14 protein-coding genes are annotated in these 18364 nt (G+C 47.2%); 11 read left to right on the forward strand and 3 right to left on the reverse strand.

Annotated features, from left to right (window positions below; all coding sequences use genetic code 11):
• Positions 1-104 precede the first annotated feature (104 nt).
• The 4 genes from BMZ72_RS10405 (at position 105) to BMZ72_RS10420 (ending at position 3594) form a co-directional block, all read left to right on the forward strand.
• Entirely contained in the window at positions 105-440 is a 336-nt protein-coding gene (locus BMZ72_RS10405) for a PadR family transcriptional regulator (protein ID WP_089807955.1), read from the forward strand.
• Positions 440-1039 carry a hypothetical protein gene (locus tag BMZ72_RS10410; protein WP_089807957.1) on the forward strand — a complete coding sequence of 200 codons (600 nt, stop codon included), beginning with the start codon at positions 440-442 and terminating at the stop codon, positions 1037-1039. The genes BMZ72_RS10405 and BMZ72_RS10410 overlap by 1 nt, the downstream gene beginning before the upstream one ends.
• The gene (locus tag BMZ72_RS10415) at positions 1036-2097 is read left to right on the forward strand and encodes a hypothetical protein (RefSeq protein ID WP_089807959.1); all 1062 of its coding nucleotides are present in this window, start codon (positions 1036-1038) and stop codon (positions 2095-2097) included. The genes BMZ72_RS10410 and BMZ72_RS10415 overlap by 4 nt, the downstream gene beginning before the upstream one ends.
• Before the next feature lie 192 nt (positions 2098-2289).
• Entirely contained in the window at positions 2290-3594 is a 1305-nt protein-coding gene (locus BMZ72_RS10420) for a hypothetical protein (protein ID WP_089807960.1), read from the forward strand.
• A gap of 196 nt (positions 3595-3790) precedes the next feature.
• Here the strand turns inward: BMZ72_RS10420 and BMZ72_RS10425 are convergent, their stop codons facing one another.
• The gene (locus tag BMZ72_RS10425; protein WP_089807963.1) at positions 3791-7018 is read right to left on the reverse strand and encodes an AsmA family protein; all 3228 of its coding nucleotides are present in this window, start codon (positions 7016-7018) and stop codon (positions 3791-3793) included.
• 188 nt (positions 7019-7206) lie between these two features.
• Between BMZ72_RS10425 and BMZ72_RS10430 the strand changes: the two genes are divergently transcribed.
• The 5 genes from BMZ72_RS10430 (at position 7207) to BMZ72_RS10450 (ending at position 13789) form a co-directional block, all read left to right on the forward strand.
• Positions 7207-7638, forward strand: a complete 432-nt coding sequence (locus tag BMZ72_RS10430) for a DUF983 domain-containing protein (RefSeq protein ID WP_089807965.1) — start codon at positions 7207-7209, stop codon at positions 7636-7638.
• A gap of 211 nt (positions 7639-7849) precedes the next feature.
• Positions 7850-8440, forward strand: coding sequence for a YciE/YciF ferroxidase family protein (locus BMZ72_RS10435; protein WP_089807967.1), 591 nt, complete (start codon positions 7850-7852; stop codon positions 8438-8440).
• 46 nt (positions 8441-8486) lie between these two features.
• Positions 8487-10673, forward strand: coding sequence for a catalase (locus BMZ72_RS10440; protein WP_089807970.1), 2187 nt, complete (start codon positions 8487-8489; stop codon positions 10671-10673).
• Between the two features lie 511 nt (positions 10674-11184).
• Complete coding sequence (locus BMZ72_RS10445) at positions 11185-13149, forward strand: tetratricopeptide repeat-containing sensor histidine kinase (protein WP_089807972.1); 1965 nt, start codon at positions 11185-11187, stop codon at positions 13147-13149.
• A 16-nt stretch (positions 13150-13165) separates the two neighbouring features.
• Positions 13166-13789 (forward strand): response regulator transcription factor, encoded by a 624-nt coding sequence (locus tag BMZ72_RS10450; protein WP_089807974.1) that lies wholly within the window; start codon positions 13166-13168, stop codon positions 13787-13789.
• Here the strand turns inward: BMZ72_RS10450 and BMZ72_RS10455 are convergent.
• Together BMZ72_RS10455 and cobA are read right to left on the reverse strand one after the other, a co-directional pair.
• Entirely contained in the window at positions 13786-14478 is a 693-nt protein-coding gene (locus BMZ72_RS10455; protein ID WP_089807976.1) for a Crp/Fnr family transcriptional regulator, read from the reverse strand. The genes BMZ72_RS10450 and BMZ72_RS10455 overlap by 4 nt on opposite strands.
• Entirely contained in the window at positions 14465-15223 is a 759-nt protein-coding gene (gene cobA, locus BMZ72_RS10460; RefSeq protein ID WP_089807978.1) for a uroporphyrinogen-III C-methyltransferase, read from the reverse strand. The genes BMZ72_RS10455 and cobA overlap by 14 nt, the downstream gene beginning before the upstream one ends.
• Positions 15224-15418: 195 nt before the next feature.
• Between cobA and nirB the strand changes: the two genes are divergently transcribed.
• Positions 15419-17938, forward strand: a complete 2520-nt coding sequence (nirB, locus tag BMZ72_RS10465) for a nitrite reductase large subunit NirB (protein WP_089807980.1) — start codon at positions 15419-15421, stop codon at positions 17936-17938.
• A gap of 24 nt (positions 17939-17962) precedes the next feature.
• Positions 17963-18331 carry a nitrite reductase small subunit NirD gene (gene nirD / locus BMZ72_RS10470; RefSeq protein ID WP_089807982.1) on the forward strand — a complete coding sequence of 123 codons (369 nt, stop codon included), beginning with the start codon at positions 17963-17965 and terminating at the stop codon, positions 18329-18331.
• Positions 18332-18364 lie beyond the last annotated feature (33 nt).

The raw sequence follows: 18364 nt of genomic DNA on the forward strand, positions 1-18364 counted from the left end.
TGAAATTCAGTTTTAATTACTTACACGCAAAAAATAATCTGTTTTCCTTATACCTTGGTATACAAGGTAATTAAACCCTTTGCATTTCCCATAGTCTACTATACATGTACTCAAAGGAACTACTGAAAGGAACTATTGAGATCATCATTCTGAAGTTGCTGGTCGAAAACGGGAGTATGTACGGATATGAGATCACTCAGCAGGTTAAAAATCTAACCAAAGGAAAGATCGTCATCAGCGAAGGCGCCCTCTATCCCACCCTCCATAAACTGGAGGCCATAGGGGTGCTGAGTACAGAAATTATCCACATTGGAAGGCGGCAACGAAAATATTATCACGTTTCTGAGGTCGGAAAGGACATTTCGGCACTAAAAATGCAGGAACTAAGTTCGTTTCTGCATTCCCTAAACCAGATCTTAGACTTTAAACTGTCCTCCTAATGACACCAGGCATCACCGAACAACAACTTGACCGTATCATAGACTATCTGAAGGCCAACAAGATAACGGACCCTGAACTGCAACAGGAAATAGCCGACCACCTCGCTATTTCGATCGAAATGCGCATGACGCAGGGCGCAGACTTTGAAACAGCCTTACAGACAGTATGCAAAGAATGGGAGCAAAAGGAACTTCTGGAAATTGGCCGCAATAAGGAAAGCTATTATAGTTACCCCGCCTTCCTGAATGCCGCCTTCCTGAACAAATTCCTGTTCTTCGCCGTAGCCGTTCTCCTGACCGGCATCTATATGCGTATGGAACATCTCCCCCTTAGAAGGGTCGTGATCCTCTCCGGCGGAGCACTGATCGGGTATATTTACCTTCCCCTGCTCCTCCTGCACAGCCTTGACGGTTTTGCCAATAAAACCCGTCAGGTGAGTGGCTTTGTCGTTCAGTTTGCCCTCCTGCATGCTGGTATCGCTTACCTGCTGCACTGGCGGATGAATGCCTTCCTGGCCGTATTCGCCTTCCTGATCTCCTTCACCTGGCTGATCGTCTATATCATTATTCCGTCTATCAAGTCAAAACAGTATATATGAATATCCGTCATTACTTCACCGCACTCGCCGTCTGCCTGGCTACCGCTTTTACAGCACATGCCCAGGAAAAGGAGGCAGAGGATTCCACAGGTCTGCCCGGAGACAATTTCAGTCTGCAGGGCGCCCTCGACCTCTTTAAACAGTCCCCAAGCCCCGAAGCATTCGAAAAAAGCCTGAATTCGCCCGATAATAAAGTAAATAACCTCGATCTTAACGACGATGGTAATACAGACTATATCCGTGTAGTCAATAAAAAAGAGAATGATGTACAGGTGTTCATCCTCCAGGCACTGGTATCTTCCACTGAAAGTCAGGATGTTGCGGTTATCGAACTGGAAAAAACAGGCGAAAGCAATGCCATTGTCCAGATCATAGGCGACCCCGATATCTATGGTGAGTCTGTGATCACCGAACCAACAGAAGAAACAGATAACGCATTCAATTATTCTCCCGCTACCCACGGCCCATCTGCCTACGCACCTGAAGGAATCGTTGTGAATGTATGGTTATGGCCCTGTGTACGTTATGTATATGCACCGGCTTATACCGTATGGGTATCTCCATGGACCTGGGTAAGCCGTCCCGTATGGTACCATCCATGGCGTCCATTACCATGGCGCGTATACCACCCCTACAGATATGCTTATGCCCCTCATTACGTTGTAGTGCCGGTACGCAGAATACCTCCTGCCAGAGTGATCTATCGTCCGGTAAGAACCACTTCCGTGACCGTAATCAACAGAAACAGGGTGGTCGTGAATAACTACCGTACCACCAGAAGGGTCGAAAGAGTAACCCCTGCCAGGAATAGCAATAACAATGGGAATGGTGGCAGAAATAGTTATGGTAATGGCGGCAGACAATACACGCCTTCCCGTCCGGGTGCAGCTGACAGAGGTAATAACAGCTATACCCCCTCCAGAGCCGACAGAGGTACCCGTGTAAGTGGTGGCCGTACCAATAATGGTGGTCGTAATAACGGTGCCCGCACAGGCGGTAACAGCCGTAGTAACGGTGGCCAGAACAGCGGCGGCCGCAGGGCTGGCAGAGGCAACTAAATACCTGATAACTTTACAGTAAAAACTGCTGATAATAGTAACGGTCTTATAAGATGTTGTATAACAGGCAACATCTTGTAAGACCGCTTCTTTTTTTATGCCCCTGCCGGGTTCTGCTGTCTCTGGCACACCTATTGCATTAAAGAATTTGTATATTCATTTACAGATAGCTATACCAACAACTTTACTGCCATGAAGATCAGCCATTCCCTACCTGTACTGTTACTATGCCTTTCGGCATTTACCGCTCATGCACAGGATCCATATTCCAGACAACCATTACAGGAACAGACCGACGAATGGGATGAGGCCAGCTGGTCCCCTCCTGATCAGGATTCCACCGGTTTACCGGGTGATAATTTTAGTCTGCAGGGTGCACTCACCCTCTTTAAACAGGCAAACTCACCAGAAGAATTTGAACGACTGCTCAACACAGAATCCAATAAGGTCAATAACCTGGACCTCAACGAAGACGGCCGGATCGATTACCTCCGCGTCATCAATAAGAGAAAAGACCAGGTACAGTTATTTATCATACAGGCACTGGTTTCCAACCAGGAAAGTCAGGACGTAGCGGTGATCGAACTGGAAAAGACAGGTGAGAACACTGCTGTTATCCAGATCGCCGGTGATGAAGATATCTATGGTGAAACCGTCCTGACAGAACCTACAGAAGTAACCGATAACGTATATCCCGACGATCCGAACAGGAATTCCTGGTATAATGAAAGCGGTTCCCGTGCACATGGTCCGTCCGCCAATGACGATATCCCATCATTCGCACCCGCACATGTTATCGTAAACGTATGGTTCTGGCCTTGTGTACGCAGGGTGTATGCACCTGCCTATGTGGTATGGACTTCCCCATGGTCATGGGTCAACCCACCGGTATGGTGGAGATCATGGCGCCCGATGCCGGTATATGCGTACCGCCCTGTATGTCATCATTTCAGATATGGTTATGCCTATGCGCCGGTACGCAGAATACCGCCTGCACGTGTCATGTATTATCCAGTAAGAACTTACGCAGGCAGCGTATACAGCCGTAACCGCGTAGTAGTCAATGATTACCGTTCCTACAGAGCCGATCGCGGATATAATCCAGGCCGGTACAACGGTGGTCGTTATGATGGTGGCAGAAATAACTACAATGGGTATAACAACGGCCGACCTTCGGGTAACCGCCCCGGCAACTATGGTAATAACAACAACGGCAATGGCTGGTCAGGTGGTCGTAATAACAACTATTCCCAACCTGGTACAAGGGGTTATTATTCCGGTGGCAATGACAATGGTCCCCGCGCCAGTCGTGGTTACCGCGGCAATGGCAGCTACCAGAGCGCTCCGGGAGGCAACTATTCAGGTGGTCCCCGTGGCAGTTACCAGCCCACTCCCCGCAGCAATAACAATAACAACAATGCGCCGGGTGGAAGAACCGGCAACAGCAGCAACGACGGACGTGGTGCAGGCAGAGGCGGCAGAACAAGAAACATATAAGTAATTCATACTCAAAAGAAAAGGGTCCGCCGTATGGTGGACCCTTTTCTTTTGAGTATGTCTTCGCTTAATTCCGTTACTACTACGCTATTAGGGCCATACCCCTTCGCTCATAAGCGGACAAATAACGGCGTAATAGCGGCGTAGTAAGGGTTTAATGGTAGAAATAAGCCCTTTTATCGTAGCCACAGCGGGTTTACGCCTTCTTCGCCTTACCCAGTCCTACTTTGAAGTTATCCGGTGTACCTGTTACCTTGATATTCATAAAACGTACCTTTTTGTCCTTGTCACGGTACTCGATAGCGTCTACCTGGTCAGGATCCACTTCTTCTTTCTTTCTGCCGAACAGGGACTGGAAACCAACGGTTGTCACCATCTTCAGCGGAATACGCATGTAATATTCCATGTTCATATCCAGTGACTGCTTACCCGATATTTCCATAAAGCCCAGCGATGAGTTGATATTCATGTTCGGAATATTCAAAACACCATTTTTCAGACTCAGTTTATTCCTTAATGTATCAAAACGGACCATATTCAGGTTCTTATCTTTGAAATAACCTGCCATCGCCTGCATAGGTGCAAAGTTTACCAGACTGCCATTATAAATACCCAGATCCAGTTCTGCTTCACAGTTATCAATGATAGGCGTCAGGTCCGGATGCATCTGTATACGGCTTCTGATCTGCCCATTGAGGCGGCCTTTGATATTCTTGTTGATCACATAATCCTGTCCGAAGTGATCCAGCTTCAGCATCAGTTTTTCGAGGTCTACATCAAACGCGCGTATTCTGCTGCGGAAGAAGATTTTCTTAGGATCGGTACCATTGAAATGTCCTCTCATACCAATCTGTCCGTCTGCAATCCCCATTCCCAGGGTATCCAGGTAAAGATGCTGATTGGCCTGCATTCGCACATTCGAAACGATATTTCTGAGCCATAACCGGTGGTATTTCAGTCTGCCGATATTCACAGTAGCCCTGAAGTCAATAAATGGTATACTGAATATATTGAAGCCGGCGGCATGTGAAGTATCTCTTACCACGGTACGCGTCGCCGCAGGCGCTGCTACAACCGTTTCTTCATCTTCATTAGCTGTCAGCTTATAGTTGGTCAGCTGGTCCAGGTCGAGATTGCGGGAAGTAAACTGTAAGAAGTTTTCCTTTTTACGTTTCACCGTATCCTTCCCCATGTATAGACGCATGCTGACATCAAAATCTGTTTTACCAATACGGCCGGTAAGTGTATCCAGTCTCAGGAAACTATCTGATCCTACTTTTACAGTACCTTTCACACTATCCACCTTGATCTTATGTTGCAGCAATTCACCGGATACGTTGGCCAGTTTTATTTTGGCAAATTTGAAAACGGAATCATAGCGTAGGTCAGCCTTCGCACGCAACCAAAGACCGGCAGCCACTTCCTGGTGATAATCCCTGGATACATATTTCTTACTGATCGGACCGAGTATGTCTCTCATTGCCAGGCGTTGTGATTTCAGGTCAAATGCCACCTGTGTCTTTCCTCTCATGATCTTATCAAACCACAGCTGGTAGTTGACCACACGACCACTGAAACGGATATCACTGCTGTCGATCATACCACCAAAATTGCGCAGCAATAAAGCCGTATCGTTGATATTCAGCTCTGCACCGAAATCATGGAAAGCATGCGGATACTCTTTGAAACTGGCAAACAGTTTCTCCATTTTGAACTTGCCTTTAGGCAATGGATTGGGATGTTGCAGCTCTTTTACAGAGGTTTCCAGCGCCAGACCGATATTGAAATTATAGATCTCTTCTTTTGCCTTTCTGGCCATCGCGGTATCATAAGACAGCAACTCCTTCATGATCATCCTTTTACTACGGGCAGTAAAAGTGACCTGTACCGGCTTTTCCTGTTGATGGAAAAGTGCTGGCAGATCGCTCAGGGAGCCGTTCATCGCAAAGTCAGAATTACCAAAAAAGAAAGAAAGCGTGTCCAGTTTCACAAAACCATTCTTCATGTCTGCATGAAGATTCAGTTTATGGATAATATGCGGATAATTCGGAATACGGAAGGTCAGATCGCTTACTCTCAGTTCACTCTGGATACCTTCTTTCAGTTTACCCATGGACGCTTCCGGCAATGTCATATCCACCAGCTCATTGAAGTCCATCTTCATGCTGATATGGCCGGTGATGCGTTGCAGATCGGCTATGCCCAGGAAAGCGCCGATAAACTCAAGCTCCAGTTCTGAATTGATCTGCATGATCATTTTAGGGTCTGTAAAGTCCTTCATGACGAAGTTCCCTTTGAAAATACCTTTCTCAGGGATAGCGCTCATATTCATCAGGTGCAGTTCCGATGTTTTCAGGGAATGTTCTGCACCATTGGTATAATAGCCTTTAAAACCGAGAGAATCGATCCTTTTTTTAGCGTCCGGATTCATCAGCCAGCCATTTTCACAACCAAAATTCACCTGGATCAGTGGCATTTGCTCACCTGCGAGTTTTCCTTTGATCAGACCATCAAAATACAGCCGGCCGTCATACTTGAACTGTTTCATCTGGTCTGCTACAGAAGCAGGTACAAAAGACATTATCTGCCCGATATCCGGCTTGTCGCCTTTAATCTTGAAATCAACATTATTACCATTTTTCAGATCAGCCGTACCGGAAACGCTGAAACTGAAGTCTTCCAGTTTCAGGTTACCCTTTGTCAGGGTGACAAATTCCTTTGTCTGGTCGTAGGTAACGGTAAAATCTGCGTTCAGGTGTTTATTACGGAAAAGGGAAGAATCTTTGGGGGTGATATAGTCAGCGATCATACCGCCGGTAAAGTCGGCGAAGATCTTGTTATCAGCCGCCCGGAAGGACGTCTTTATCTTACTGATACGGGCATTGACATGCTGACCGCTTGGCTTATCCGTAAAGGAGATCTCCAGGTCGCTCAGCACGATCTTCTTAATATCGAGATCCAGGGCTGCGGATTCAGCGGCGGCCGTCGTAATGGTGTCCTGCTGAATTCTGTTGGCTTCTACGATATTGAGGTTACCATTGTTATCTCTCACCACATCCAGATGGCCTTTTTTGAGGAAGATCACCTTGACATTGTATTTCTGCCGGAGAATATCCGGCAGACTGAACCCTACATACAGCTTTTCAAGCTGGTACATAGGACGGCCGGTTTGCTGCTTGGTCGCAAAAAACTGTACGTCTTTCAGTCCGATTGAGATATAGGGGAAATTCTGAAACGGAGATATCATACTTCCTCCGATCACCAGTTCTCCGGGTAACTGCTTATTTAACTCTTTGATTGCCAGGTTAATCAGGCGCTGCTGCTGGGAGTAGAGTACCCCGACCGCAATGCCGGCCAATATTATCAATATAGCAATAGGTATTAATAAGATACGGAGAACCCTCTTTCGCGTCTTGCCAGTCATGGTGTTGAGACTTGTCTTAAATGATAACTAACGACAAAAATAGAAAGCACCCCTATAAAATAAAAATAATTTATATGTAGCTCCTTTTTTCTCCGACGAATCGGTAAAAAATACCACATTTAAGTCGAATCCTACCACGGTGGAGGAGACCGTTTACGCTAACTTTGGGTCTGATAAATAACATTTTTATGTGTGCAGTGAAAACCGAAAAAAAGCCCAATCTGCTGGGCAGTATACTGACGAACAGGTGTCCAGCCTGTCGCAGAGGAAAAATTTTCAAATCTGATAACGCATATAACCTGAAGCACTTCACAGAGATGAACGATCATTGTGCTGTGTGTGGAGAAGATTTTGAAAGGGAGATCGGGTTCTACTACGGTACCGGGTATGTCAGCTATGCGCTGACCGTGGCATTTAGCGTGGCAACATTTATTGCCTGGTGGGTACTGATAGGATTCTCCCTGTATGACAACCGGATGTTCTGGTGGCTGGGTGTGAACGGCGTTTTACTGGTAGCTTTACAACCACCTATCATGCGGGTATCACGAACGATCTGGCTGGCTTTCTTCGTAAGATATAAGCCAAACTATAAAGAGAATACCAGTCCTTCTGGTGTTTAAGTTTGTAACGAGTAACTTTTCCTTTTGGCCGCTGGTTGATAACCGGCGGCCTTTTTTATTATCCCTACCTGTACATCTCTTATTGTTCAGCATAGACACTCTGTGCAAAAATTACTACAGACTTGACAATTCCATGTAAATCAAACCGTTTACCACCGCTATTATCATTACGGTATAGTGTTAGCTTGATAATCAGAAAAATCTGATCAATATGGCAAAAACATCATCTACCAGTACCGGTCCGGTAAAAAAGACCATTGCAAAAACGGCGGCAGCTATCGGCAATGCCGCTTATGAAAATGTCGTTGGCGACAATCCACTCAAAGAATTCTTCTGCGATCAGCTGAAAGATATCTACTGGGCAGAAAATCATATTAAAGTTGCCCTTCCGAAAATGATAAAATCCGCCGTTTCTCCTGTATTGCAGGCGGCTTTCCAGGATCACCTGAAACAGACTGAAGGCCATATCAGTCGCCTGGAACAGGCATTTGAATTATTGGGCAAGCCGGTAAGGGCCAAGAAGTGTCAGGCGATCGAAGGCATCGTGCTGGAAGGAGAATCTATCATCGCAGAGACGGCACCTGGCACAGCTGTAAGGGATGCCGGGCTGATACTGGCAGCTCAGAAAGTGGAACATTATGAGATTGCCTCTTACGGTGGGCTATCACAGCTCGCAAATACGCTTGGTCTGGCAGACGTGGTTAAATTATTAGAAGCCACGCTGGCAGAAGAAAAAGAAACAGATGCATTGCTCAGTGAAATTGCAGAGAACAGTATCAACTGTGAAGCCGCCAGCGAATAAAACTGTTTTCCACCAACTCATCCATCGAAACCATAAAAAACACGTCATGCCTGAAAAGAAAAAGACGCAAGAGACCTCAACAGAGAATAAAAAAATTGCAGAACTGTCTCCCAATAAAGAAGATAGCAACGGTCAGGAGCTTAACACCAATACCGGCGTTAAGATCAGTGATGATCATAACTCGCTGAAAGCTGGTGACAGAGGTCCTACCCTGATGGAAGATTTTATCTTCCGCGAAAAGATGACCCATTTCGACCATGAACGTATCCCTGAGCGTGTAGTACATGCACGCGGGTCAGGCGCTCATGGTGTATTTAAGGTATATGAATCCATGGAAAAATATACCAAAGCAGGCTTTCTCACGGACACCTCCAGAGAAACACCTGTTTTTGTGCGATTTTCTACTGTGGCAGGTTCCAGGGGATCTACTGACCTCGCCCGCGATGTGAGAGGATTCGCTGTAAAATTCTATACAGATGAAGGGATCTTCGATCTGGTGGGCAATAACATGCCGGTGTTCTTCATACAGGATGCCACCAAGTTCCCTGACCTCGTACATGCTGTCAAACCGGAACCGCACAATGAGATACCACAGGCTGCGTCTGCCCATGATACCTTCTGGGACTTCATCTCACTGATGCCTGAATCGACCCACATGATCATGTGGCTGATGAGTGACAGGGCTATTCCGCGCAGCTATCGTATGATGGAAGGATTTGGCGTACATACCTTCCGCTTTGTCAATGCAAATGAAGAATCCTGTTTTGTAAAATTCCACTGGAAGCCATTACTGGGCGTGCACTCCGTGGCCTGGGACGAAGCCCAGAAGATCTCCGGAAAAGATCCCGACTTCCACCGCCGGGACCTGTGGGAAGCGATAGAAAGCGGCAACTTTCCGGAATGGGAACTGGGTGTACAGATCGTACCGGAATCAGACGAGCATAAGTTTGATTTCGATCTGCTGGACGCCACCAAGATCATTCCGGAAGAGCTGGTGCCTGTGCAACGTATCGGTAAACTGACCCTGAACAGGAACCCTGATAATTTCTTTGCAGAAACAGAGCAGGTAGCTTTTCATATCGGCCATGTGGTACCAGGTATTGATTTTACAAACGATCCGTTGTTACAGGGAAGGTTGTTCTCTTATACAGATACACAACTGATCCGTCTTGGCGGACCGAATTTCCAGGAAATACCCATTAACCGGCCTGTCGTACCTGTACATAATAATCAACGTGATGGTTATATGCGGCAGACCATCAATAAAGGCCGTACCAGCTACAGCCCTAACTCACTCGGCGGTGGTTATCCTACTCAGGTGAAGGCGGCGGATGGCGGCTTCAGATCCTACACAGAGAAGATCGATGCGCGAAAGATCAGGGAAAGAAGCCGCAGCTTCTTTGATCATTATACACAGGCTACCCTGTTCTTCAATAGTCAGTCTGCTCCGGAAAAACAGCACCTGGTCGATGCTTTACGTTTCGAACTGGGTAAAGTGGAAACCGTTGCAATAAGACAAAGGATGATTGGCATCCTGACACAGGTAGATAAAGACCTGGCTGCGCAGGTAGCGTATGGCCTGGGACTGGATGTCCCACCAGGACCGGAACAGCCTGTAAACCATGGCGTGCCGGCAGATGCAGACCCGGCACATTATGAGCCATTCTCACCTAAAGAGCCGGTTCCGGATCTCTCCCTGGCACTTAGTATGGCTAATACGATAAAGGATAGTATCCAGACCCGAAAGATCGGTTTCCTTGCTGCGGATGGCGTGGATGCTGCTTCCCTGAATGCTGTAAAAAGCGCCCTGGAAGCAGAGGGAGCTATTGTGGAGATCATAGCGCCGCACCTGGGAGAAATTGTGGCAGCTGACAATTCAGTGATACCGGTACAAAAAAGCCTGCTGACTGCTTCCTCCGTGTTTTACGACGCCTTATATGTGCCTTCCGGCCCTACCAGTTCGGGTACCCTGGAGGCGGACGCAGATGCTGTGCACTTCCTCAACGAAGCCTACAGGCATTGTAAGGCCATTGCTGCACATGCGGATGCCAGACAGGTACTGGAGACCACTTATTTCGCAAAGAAACTGCCGGAAGATGATTCAGAAGAATCAGCGTTGATGGAAGGTGTTGTTGTTCAGGAAGATGTAAAAAAACTGTCTAAGATATTTATCAGGTCGATTGCGCAACACCGGTTCTGGGAGCGGGAAAAACCCCGTAGAGTACCAGCGTGATGACTTTGTTTGGCTGGAAGGCAGCGGGTCCACACACCCGCTGCCTTTCATCTAGGTTCTTCAACAAAAATACAATCTGGGGTGTCTCAAAAAATGGTTTTCGATACTATGTTGATACTATAAGAGATTCTTGGAAATGAACGCTTTAAAAGCGTTTCCAGGAAACAGATCCCTCTCCTGCTGTCCGCACACTACTTACCGTAGCTCCTTCTTATATTCCTGGTGTAATTTTGCGTAGCATCCTTTCTGGTGGTGATGCAGCATATGCCGTTGCACGTAAGTCATTGTTCCTAAACAATTTTCCACGACAATCTTAAAGCAGCTATACCTGTAACATCATTCCTCATCAAGGGCTCTCATAATCACATTGCAAAAGTAAATACCAGATCAGGGAAAAAGAATCCCGGAAAACAGGGGTTTTATCAGGGAGGTCTTCCTAAACCACTTATGTTAAAAAATATTAATAATATGTAGCTCAAATAATTATATATTTCGGGCTGATTTATGTCCTATGAGAGTACCTATACTTATCATCCTTTGCTGTATCACGGCTGGTTTATACGCGCAGAATCGAACGTCCTCCGACGCCGTATCCTCCGATCTGTATATCAGACTAGCCCGGAAATCACCCCTGCGTGACAGCGTACAGGCATTAAAGTATTTTCAGCAGGCATTGCAGCTGGAAGAGAAAAACGATAATAAACTGGGTATCGCCCGTACATATCTGGCGATCGGCAGCTGGTACAATTCCATCAATAATTATAACGAAGCAGAGAAACACCTGCTCATCGCCCGGGAGAATATGCTGAAGGATACCAGCCGGGAAGGACGTTTATTGCTGGCCAGTACAAAGGTGAACCTGGCTATTGTGCTGGGTAACAAAGGTCAGACACAGCTACAGGCGGAAGAATACCTGCAAACCATCCCTATCCTGGAAAAGGCGAATGCTATTCCGGAACTGAATGAGACCTATCAGAATCTGGGAGATATCTTCTCTAATAAGTCACAGTATAAAACCGCTATCACTTATTATTATAAAAGTCTGGGGGCTTATGCCGACCCGGCGCCTTATTGTCACCTGATTGCCAGCAGACACCTGCGACTGGCCAATGCCATGTATCACCTGGACAGTCTGCATAACATGGAAACCAATCTGGCGGCGGCGAAGGAAAAACTGGACAGAACAGGCGTAGACTCCATCAATATCTGGGCAGATTACTATCACCTGCAGGGAAAGCTCGACGTAAAACGGCAGATGTACAACCGTGCAGCGACCACCTTTTACGCCGGCTTGTCTATCGCCCGCAGAACCAGCTATAACAGCGCCATCTGCAATAACCTGTACTCACTCGCAAGACTGTTTGAAAAACAGGGGATGTATGACCGCGCCATGGTGCTCATGGATGAATATGGCAAACTATCCTATACACTGAAGGACTTTCCGTTCCGCTTACGTGCACTGGACCTAAGGGCCGATCTGTCCTTCAAACAACACTTTCCGGATCAGGCATATAACTATCTGAGACAGTATATCATACTGGCGGATAGTCTGAAGGAACTGACTGTAACAGAAAAGATCCACGAACTGGAAGCAGAGTATCAGTCCTCCGAAAAGGAGAACCGTATTATGCAGCTGCAACACGAAAATGAACGCCAGGAATTTGCCCTGCAGAAAAACAGGCTCCTCATTTCCCTGATGGTGGTGATCATGTTGTCGTTATTTGTGGTGGCGGCACTCAGTTATCTCTTCTACAGGAATGGCCGTAAACTGCTGGAACAACAACGCAGGCTGCATGAATTTGAAGTAGAGCGTATTCGCCAGGAACATAAGATCTCCCTCCTCTCTGCCATGCTGGAAGGACAGGAAAAAGAACGTACCCGACTGGCGCGTGACCTGCACGATGGTTTGGGCGGTTTACTCTCAGGGATCAAACTGGAGCTGTCTACGGTCAATCCTTCCCAGACTGATGTGCACCGGCAATCACTCATACAGAATACCCTGCAGAGACTGGATGGTGCAATGGATGAACTGCGCCGTATTGCCCGTAGTATGATGCCGGAGATCCTGATCAAATACGGACTGGGAGAAGCTACGGTTGAATATTGCAGAGGACTGAAGAAGACTGGTACTGATAATATCGTCTGCCAGGTATTTAACTTCCAGGTAGCCGATATGGAACATACCCGGCAGGTTGTATTGTACCGCATCATGCAGGAACTGGTGAACAATGCGATCAAACACGCGGAAGCTTCACAGATCCTGGTATTGCTGCAACAGACAGATAAAACATTATTCCTCACCGTAGAAGATGATGGTAAAGGCTTTGATGCCGCTGCCGGTAATAAACTGAAAGGTGCGGGACTTGCCAATATTGAGGCCAGGGTGGAATTCCTTGGCGGTAAAATAGATATACAGTCTGAACCGGGCACCGGAACAGCGATAACCATTGAATGTGCTACCTCTCTAAACCAGTAAAACCCAATTGAAAATTATGATCAAAGTAGTAGTGGTGGAAGACCACCCCATTATGGTGGAAGGACTGAAGAATATCCTGCGTAGTGATGCAGGTATAGAAGTGAGCGGTGCTTACGGAGATGGTAAAAGTGTATTACAGGCACTTGAGAAAGGACAGCCTGATGTTATGCTGATGGATGTGAATCTGCCGGATATCAGTGGCGTGAACCTCTGTGGTGAAGTGAAGAAGAAATACGAAGATGTCAGGATCATTGCACTGAGTACACATGACGAACAACCGGTTATTCACAGTATGTTACAGAACGGGGCCAGCGGATATGTGCAGAAGAACGCATTGGGCAATGAGATCATCCACGCCATCTATGCGATCATGGATGGAGAAGAATATCTCTGCAGCAGCACCAAAGAGGCGCTGAAAAATGCAGACATGGAACTGTTAAAAGCGATCCCCCGCATTACCCGCAGGGAAAAAGAAATATTACAGCTGATCGGTAAAGGACTGACGACCATGCAGATCGCTGATCAACTGTTCATCAGTACACATACAGTGGAAAGTCACCGTAAGAATCTGATGGAGAAATTTGGTGTGAATAACACCACTTCTGTGGTAAAACTGGCGTCTGAATACAAACTGCTTTAACCGGCTTCCAGTTCCAGCTGGGCCAGCCGCGCAGCATCTTTCACAGCAATGCTTTTACCGGAGAGTACAATGATGTTCTCCTGTATCAGATCGCTCATGATACGGAAGGCGGTTTCATATGTCGTACCGGTATAGGAAGCAATATCCTGCCGGCTTAGTGTCATATTGATATAGCCTTCTTCGTTGACGCCAAACTTCCGCTGTAAATTCAGCAGTGCATGGGCAATGCGCCCTTTCACCGGCATATGCACGAGGTTGCGCATATTCTTTTCTGACTCCTGTAGTTCAGTGGCATAGAACATCATTAAGGCCTGCAGGAAATCATGGTTGACTTTCAGTGTTGCCTGGAAAAAGGTCATGTCTATAAAACAGATGTTCACTGCTTCGAGGGCGGTCGCTGACACAGGATAGACCATTTCACTGCCTACTCCCCTATGCCCAACGATATCTCCATCTCTCGCAAAACGGACGATCAGCTCTTTGCCTTCGCCCCAGTGCTTATGCACTTTTACTTTACCTGCATTCACGAAATAAATTCCATTCACTGGTTCTCCTTCCCGAAAAAGCAATTCACCTTTTTTAAATGTAAGATGTTGCCGATGTGCTGCTAAAGCCGGTTTCCAGGCGGGTATACATAATGTACACAACATACAGGATTGCAGATCGCAACCATGTTTATCTTTCTTCATTCCTGTCAATTAATTGCTGCACCGTGCCAGCCATATCCCTCAGGTCCACCACTTTCCCTACCACTATTACCGCCGGATTGGACATGCCGGCATGTTGCGCTTTGAATACTATGTCTTTAACGGTTCCCGTAACGAATTTCTCCTTATCAGTTGTACTGTTCTGGATGATCGCTACCGGCATACTGCTTTTGCCGTACCCTGCAAATATATCCATTATTGCTTCCAGCTTGCTCATAGCCATTAATATAATGACAGTAGCAGTAGACTGGGCGGCGAGCTGAATATCTGCAGAGATCTCCCCTGTCAGCGTGGTACCCGTAGTTACCCAGAAGCTTTCGGTCATACCCCTGGATGTCAGCGGGATCATCTGTCCTGCCGGCGCAGCCAGTGCACTGGAGATACCGGGCACTACCTGTACGGGTATACCTGCTCCTCTGGCAGCCGCTATTTCTTCCGTTGCCCTGCCGAATACAAAGGAATCACCTCCTTTCAGTCTTACCACATGGCCGTGAGACTGCGCATACTCTATTATCAGGTGATTGATCTCCTGCTGGGACAGCGAATGGCATCCATACCGCTTTCCTACAAAACGAACTACAGCACCTGGCTTTGCATAGGATAATAAGGTCTCATTAACGAGCGCATCATATAAGATGACATCCGCCTGACGGATCACATTGATTGCCTTCAGTGTAATGAGTTCTGGATCTCCGGGTCCAGCACCTACTAAGGATAAATATGCCATATGAGATATATTACAAATAAAATTATATGAGTTAAATCATACTAACCACTATAAAATTAGAACCTTTATTCCTAATTTCATGATGCAGATCATAAAAAACGGCAATTTTTATCACTCGATCAGGAAAATATATATCATATTATATTTTTCATAATACTTAGCCGTTTCTCATTTTATCAACTCAATTCTTTGCCAATGAAAATTGTAATTATAGGCAATGGCATGGTCAGCTACAAATTTTGTGAGAAAATAATCTCCAGAATTCCGGCAGGTACAGCTGAGATCGTAGTTTTTGGCGAGGAACCCCGTCCCGCATACGACCGTGTCCACTTAAGTGAATTTTTCGCCGGCAAAACAGCAGACGACCTTGTAATGGCGCCGGCTGACTGGTATGCTGCCAACGATATTACATTGCACCTGGGCGATCCGGTGCAGCAGATTGACCGCTCCAACAAGACCGTTCACTCCTATAAAGGTATTACGGAAGCCTATGACTATCTTATAATAGCAACCGGCTCCTCCGCTTTTGTACCTCCTATTCCCGGCGTGGACAAAAAAGGCGTATTCATCTACCGCACGATCGAAGACCTCGAACTCATGCAGGACTATGCTCCCCGCGCTAAAAGAGGCGTCGTGATAGGTGGCGGTCTGCTGGGTCTCGAAGCGGCTAAAGCCATGCTGGATCTGGGCATTGCTGATACACACGTCATCGAATTCGCCCCCAGACTGATGCCCCGCCAGATCGACGAAAATGGCTCCCGCATCCTGGAACAGCAACTGAACCAGTTAGGCTTAGTTATCCACACCAATAAAAATACCAGCGAAGTACTGGGTGGAGATACCATCACCGGCTTACAGTTTGCCGATGAAACCCACCTCGATGCGGATATGCTGGTGATTTCCGCCGGTATCAAACCAAGGGATGAACTGGCAAAGCTCAGCGGACTGGAAACTGGTCACCGCGGCGGTATTCTTGTCAATGAATACATGCAGACCACTGACCCTGAGATCTATGCGATCGGCGAATGTGCCCTCTATAATGGCATGATCTACGGTCTGGTAGCTCCCGGCTATGAAATGGCGGAAGTGGTCGCCACACACATATATAATAGTCTGGCCGCAGCTCCCATTCCTGAAAAGACCTTCACCGGTTTTGACATGAGCACCAAACTGAAACTGATCGGTGTGGACGTTGCCAGCTTCGGTGATCCCTTCGCTCCTGCTGATACCTGCCGTAGTATCGTGTTTGAAGATACAATGAAAGGCGTATACAAACGTATCAGTATTACCAATGACGGAAAACATCTGCTCGGCGGTATCCTGATCGGTGATGCAGATGCCTACAATATGCTGCTGCAGACCGCTAAGAACAAGGTCATCCTCCCGCCCAATCCGGAAGATGTACTGCTGGGCGCACGTGGTGGTAGTCAGGAAACGGGTGCAGGTGTACTGGGACTTCCTGATGACGCGATCATCTGTAGTTGCGAAAGCATCACCAAAGGCGATATCTGTTCTGCCGTGGAAGCAGGTAACGAAACACTGGGCGCTATTAAGAAATGTACCAAAGCAGCTACCTGTTGCGGTGGTTGTACGCCGATGGTAAAAGACCTGATCACAGGTACCATGAAAGCGCAGGGTAAATATATCCGTAACGTTATCTGTGAACACTTTGCCTACTCCCGTCAGGAACTCTATGACCTGATCCGCATCAAAAATATCCGTGCTTTTGATGAAGCGCTCGACCATTATGGCGCGGGTGATGGCTGTGAGGTCTGCAAACCGGTAGTGGCCTCCATCATGGCCAGTCTCTGGAATGATATGATCCTCGACAAGGGAAATGATACTGTGCAGGATTCCAATGACCGCTTCCTCGCGAATATACAGAAAGGTGGTACCTATTCTGTCGTGCCACGCATTCCCGGAGGGGAGATCACCCCGGCAAAACTGCTGGTGATCGCACAGGTAGCCCTGAAATATAACCTCTACACCAAAATAACCGGCGGACAACGTATTGACCTCTTTGGTGCACACCTGGATGATCTTCCCAATATCTGGGAAGAACTGATCGATGCCGGCTTTGAAAGCGGCCATGCTTATGGTAAAGCCCTGCGTACGGTAAAAAGCTGCGTAGGTTCTACCTGGTGCCGTTTCGGTCTGCATGACAGTGTCACTTTTGCGATTCAGATAGAAGAACGTTACCGCGGCTTACGTGCTCCTCATAAACTCAAATCCGCCGTATCCGGTTGTATCCGGGAATGCGCGGAAGCTCAGTCCAAAGACTTTGGCATCATTGCTACAGAAAAAGGCTGGAACCTGTATGTATGCGGCAATGGTGGTTCCAAACCACAACATGCCATACTGCTGGCTTCTGACCTGGATAGCGCAACCTGTATCCGTTATATCGACCGCTTCCTGATGTTCTACATCAAAACTGCCGATCCGCTGACCCGTACCGCTACCTGGCTGAATAAACTGGATGGTGGCATCACTTACCTCCGCAATGTAGTGGTAAATGATAGTCTGGGAATAGCTGCCGAACTGGAAGCAGAAATGCAGGGTCTTGTAGACAGATACAAATGCGAGTGGCGAGAAGTAGTGGAAAGTCCTGAGCTGCGCAAGCGTTTCTCACACTTCGTCAATGCGCCCGGCACCAAAGATCCGACGGTAAAATTTGACAACCTGAGAGAGCAGAAGAAAGCTGCCGAATGGAAATAATTATATCAATCAACACGATAACTTATGTCAGTCGCCATTAGCACAAGCACAACAATAGCATGGTTCTATGCCTGTAATGTAAACGACGTTCCCAATAACGGAGGCGTGTGTGTAAAATATGATGAAGTACAGATCGCCCTGTTCCGGTTTGCACGCCGCGATGCCTGGTACGCCACACAGAACCTTTGTCCGCACCGCCAGCAGATGGCCCTCAGCCGCGGCATGACAGGTACGCATAACGGCGAGCCAAAAGTGGCCTGCCCTTTCCATAAAAAAACATTTTCACTCGAAGACGGACGTTGTCTGTCAGACGATACAGAATGTTCCCTGACCACTTACCCTGTAAAAGTAGAGGGTGACTGTGTCTACATCGGGATCATGCAGGAAGCATAATAACAGCAGAGAGAGCGGGAATACTCTTATTGC

Source organism: Chitinophaga sp. YR627 (genome assembly GCF_900114995.1).
In the GTDB taxonomy this organism is placed as follows: domain Bacteria; phylum Bacteroidota; class Bacteroidia; order Chitinophagales; family Chitinophagaceae; genus Chitinophaga.

Bases quoted from the DNA above. Each gene is read 5' to 3' on its own strand.
- BMZ72_RS10430 (WP_089807965.1), top strand. From the start codon at position 7,207: ATGTGTGCAGTGAAAACCGAAAAAAAGCCCAATCTGCTGGGCAGTATA.
- BMZ72_RS10445 (WP_089807972.1), top strand. From the start codon at position 11,185: ATGAGAGTACCTATACTTATCATCCTTTGCTGTATCACGGCTGGTTTA.
- BMZ72_RS10435 (WP_089807967.1), top strand. From the start codon at position 7,850: ATGGCAAAAACATCATCTACCAGTACCGGTCCGGTAAAAAAGACCATT.
- BMZ72_RS10425 (WP_089807963.1), bottom strand. From the start codon at position 7,018: ATGACTGGCAAGACGCGAAAGAGGGTTCTCCGTATCTTATTAATACCT.
- nirB (WP_089807980.1), top strand. From the start codon at position 15,419: ATGAAAATTGTAATTATAGGCAATGGCATGGTCAGCTACAAATTTTGT.
- BMZ72_RS10450 (WP_089807974.1), top strand. From the start codon at position 13,166: ATGATCAAAGTAGTAGTGGTGGAAGACCACCCCATTATGGTGGAAGGA.
- BMZ72_RS10405 (WP_089807955.1), top strand. From the start codon at position 105: ATGTACTCAAAGGAACTACTGAAAGGAACTATTGAGATCATCATTCTG.
- BMZ72_RS10440 (WP_089807970.1), top strand. From the start codon at position 8,487: ATGCCTGAAAAGAAAAAGACGCAAGAGACCTCAACAGAGAATAAAAAA.
- BMZ72_RS10420 (WP_089807960.1), top strand. From the start codon at position 2,290: ATGAAGATCAGCCATTCCCTACCTGTACTGTTACTATGCCTTTCGGCA.
- BMZ72_RS10415 (WP_089807959.1), top strand. From the start codon at position 1,036: ATGAATATCCGTCATTACTTCACCGCACTCGCCGTCTGCCTGGCTACC.
- BMZ72_RS10455 (WP_089807976.1), bottom strand. From the start codon at position 14,478: ATGAAGAAAGATAAACATGGTTGCGATCTGCAATCCTGTATGTTGTGT.
- BMZ72_RS10410 (WP_089807957.1), top strand. From the start codon at position 440: ATGACACCAGGCATCACCGAACAACAACTTGACCGTATCATAGACTAT.
- cobA (WP_089807978.1), bottom strand. From the start codon at position 15,223: ATGGCATATTTATCCTTAGTAGGTGCTGGACCCGGAGATCCAGAACTC.
- nirD (WP_089807982.1), top strand. From the start codon at position 17,963: ATGTCAGTCGCCATTAGCACAAGCACAACAATAGCATGGTTCTATGCC.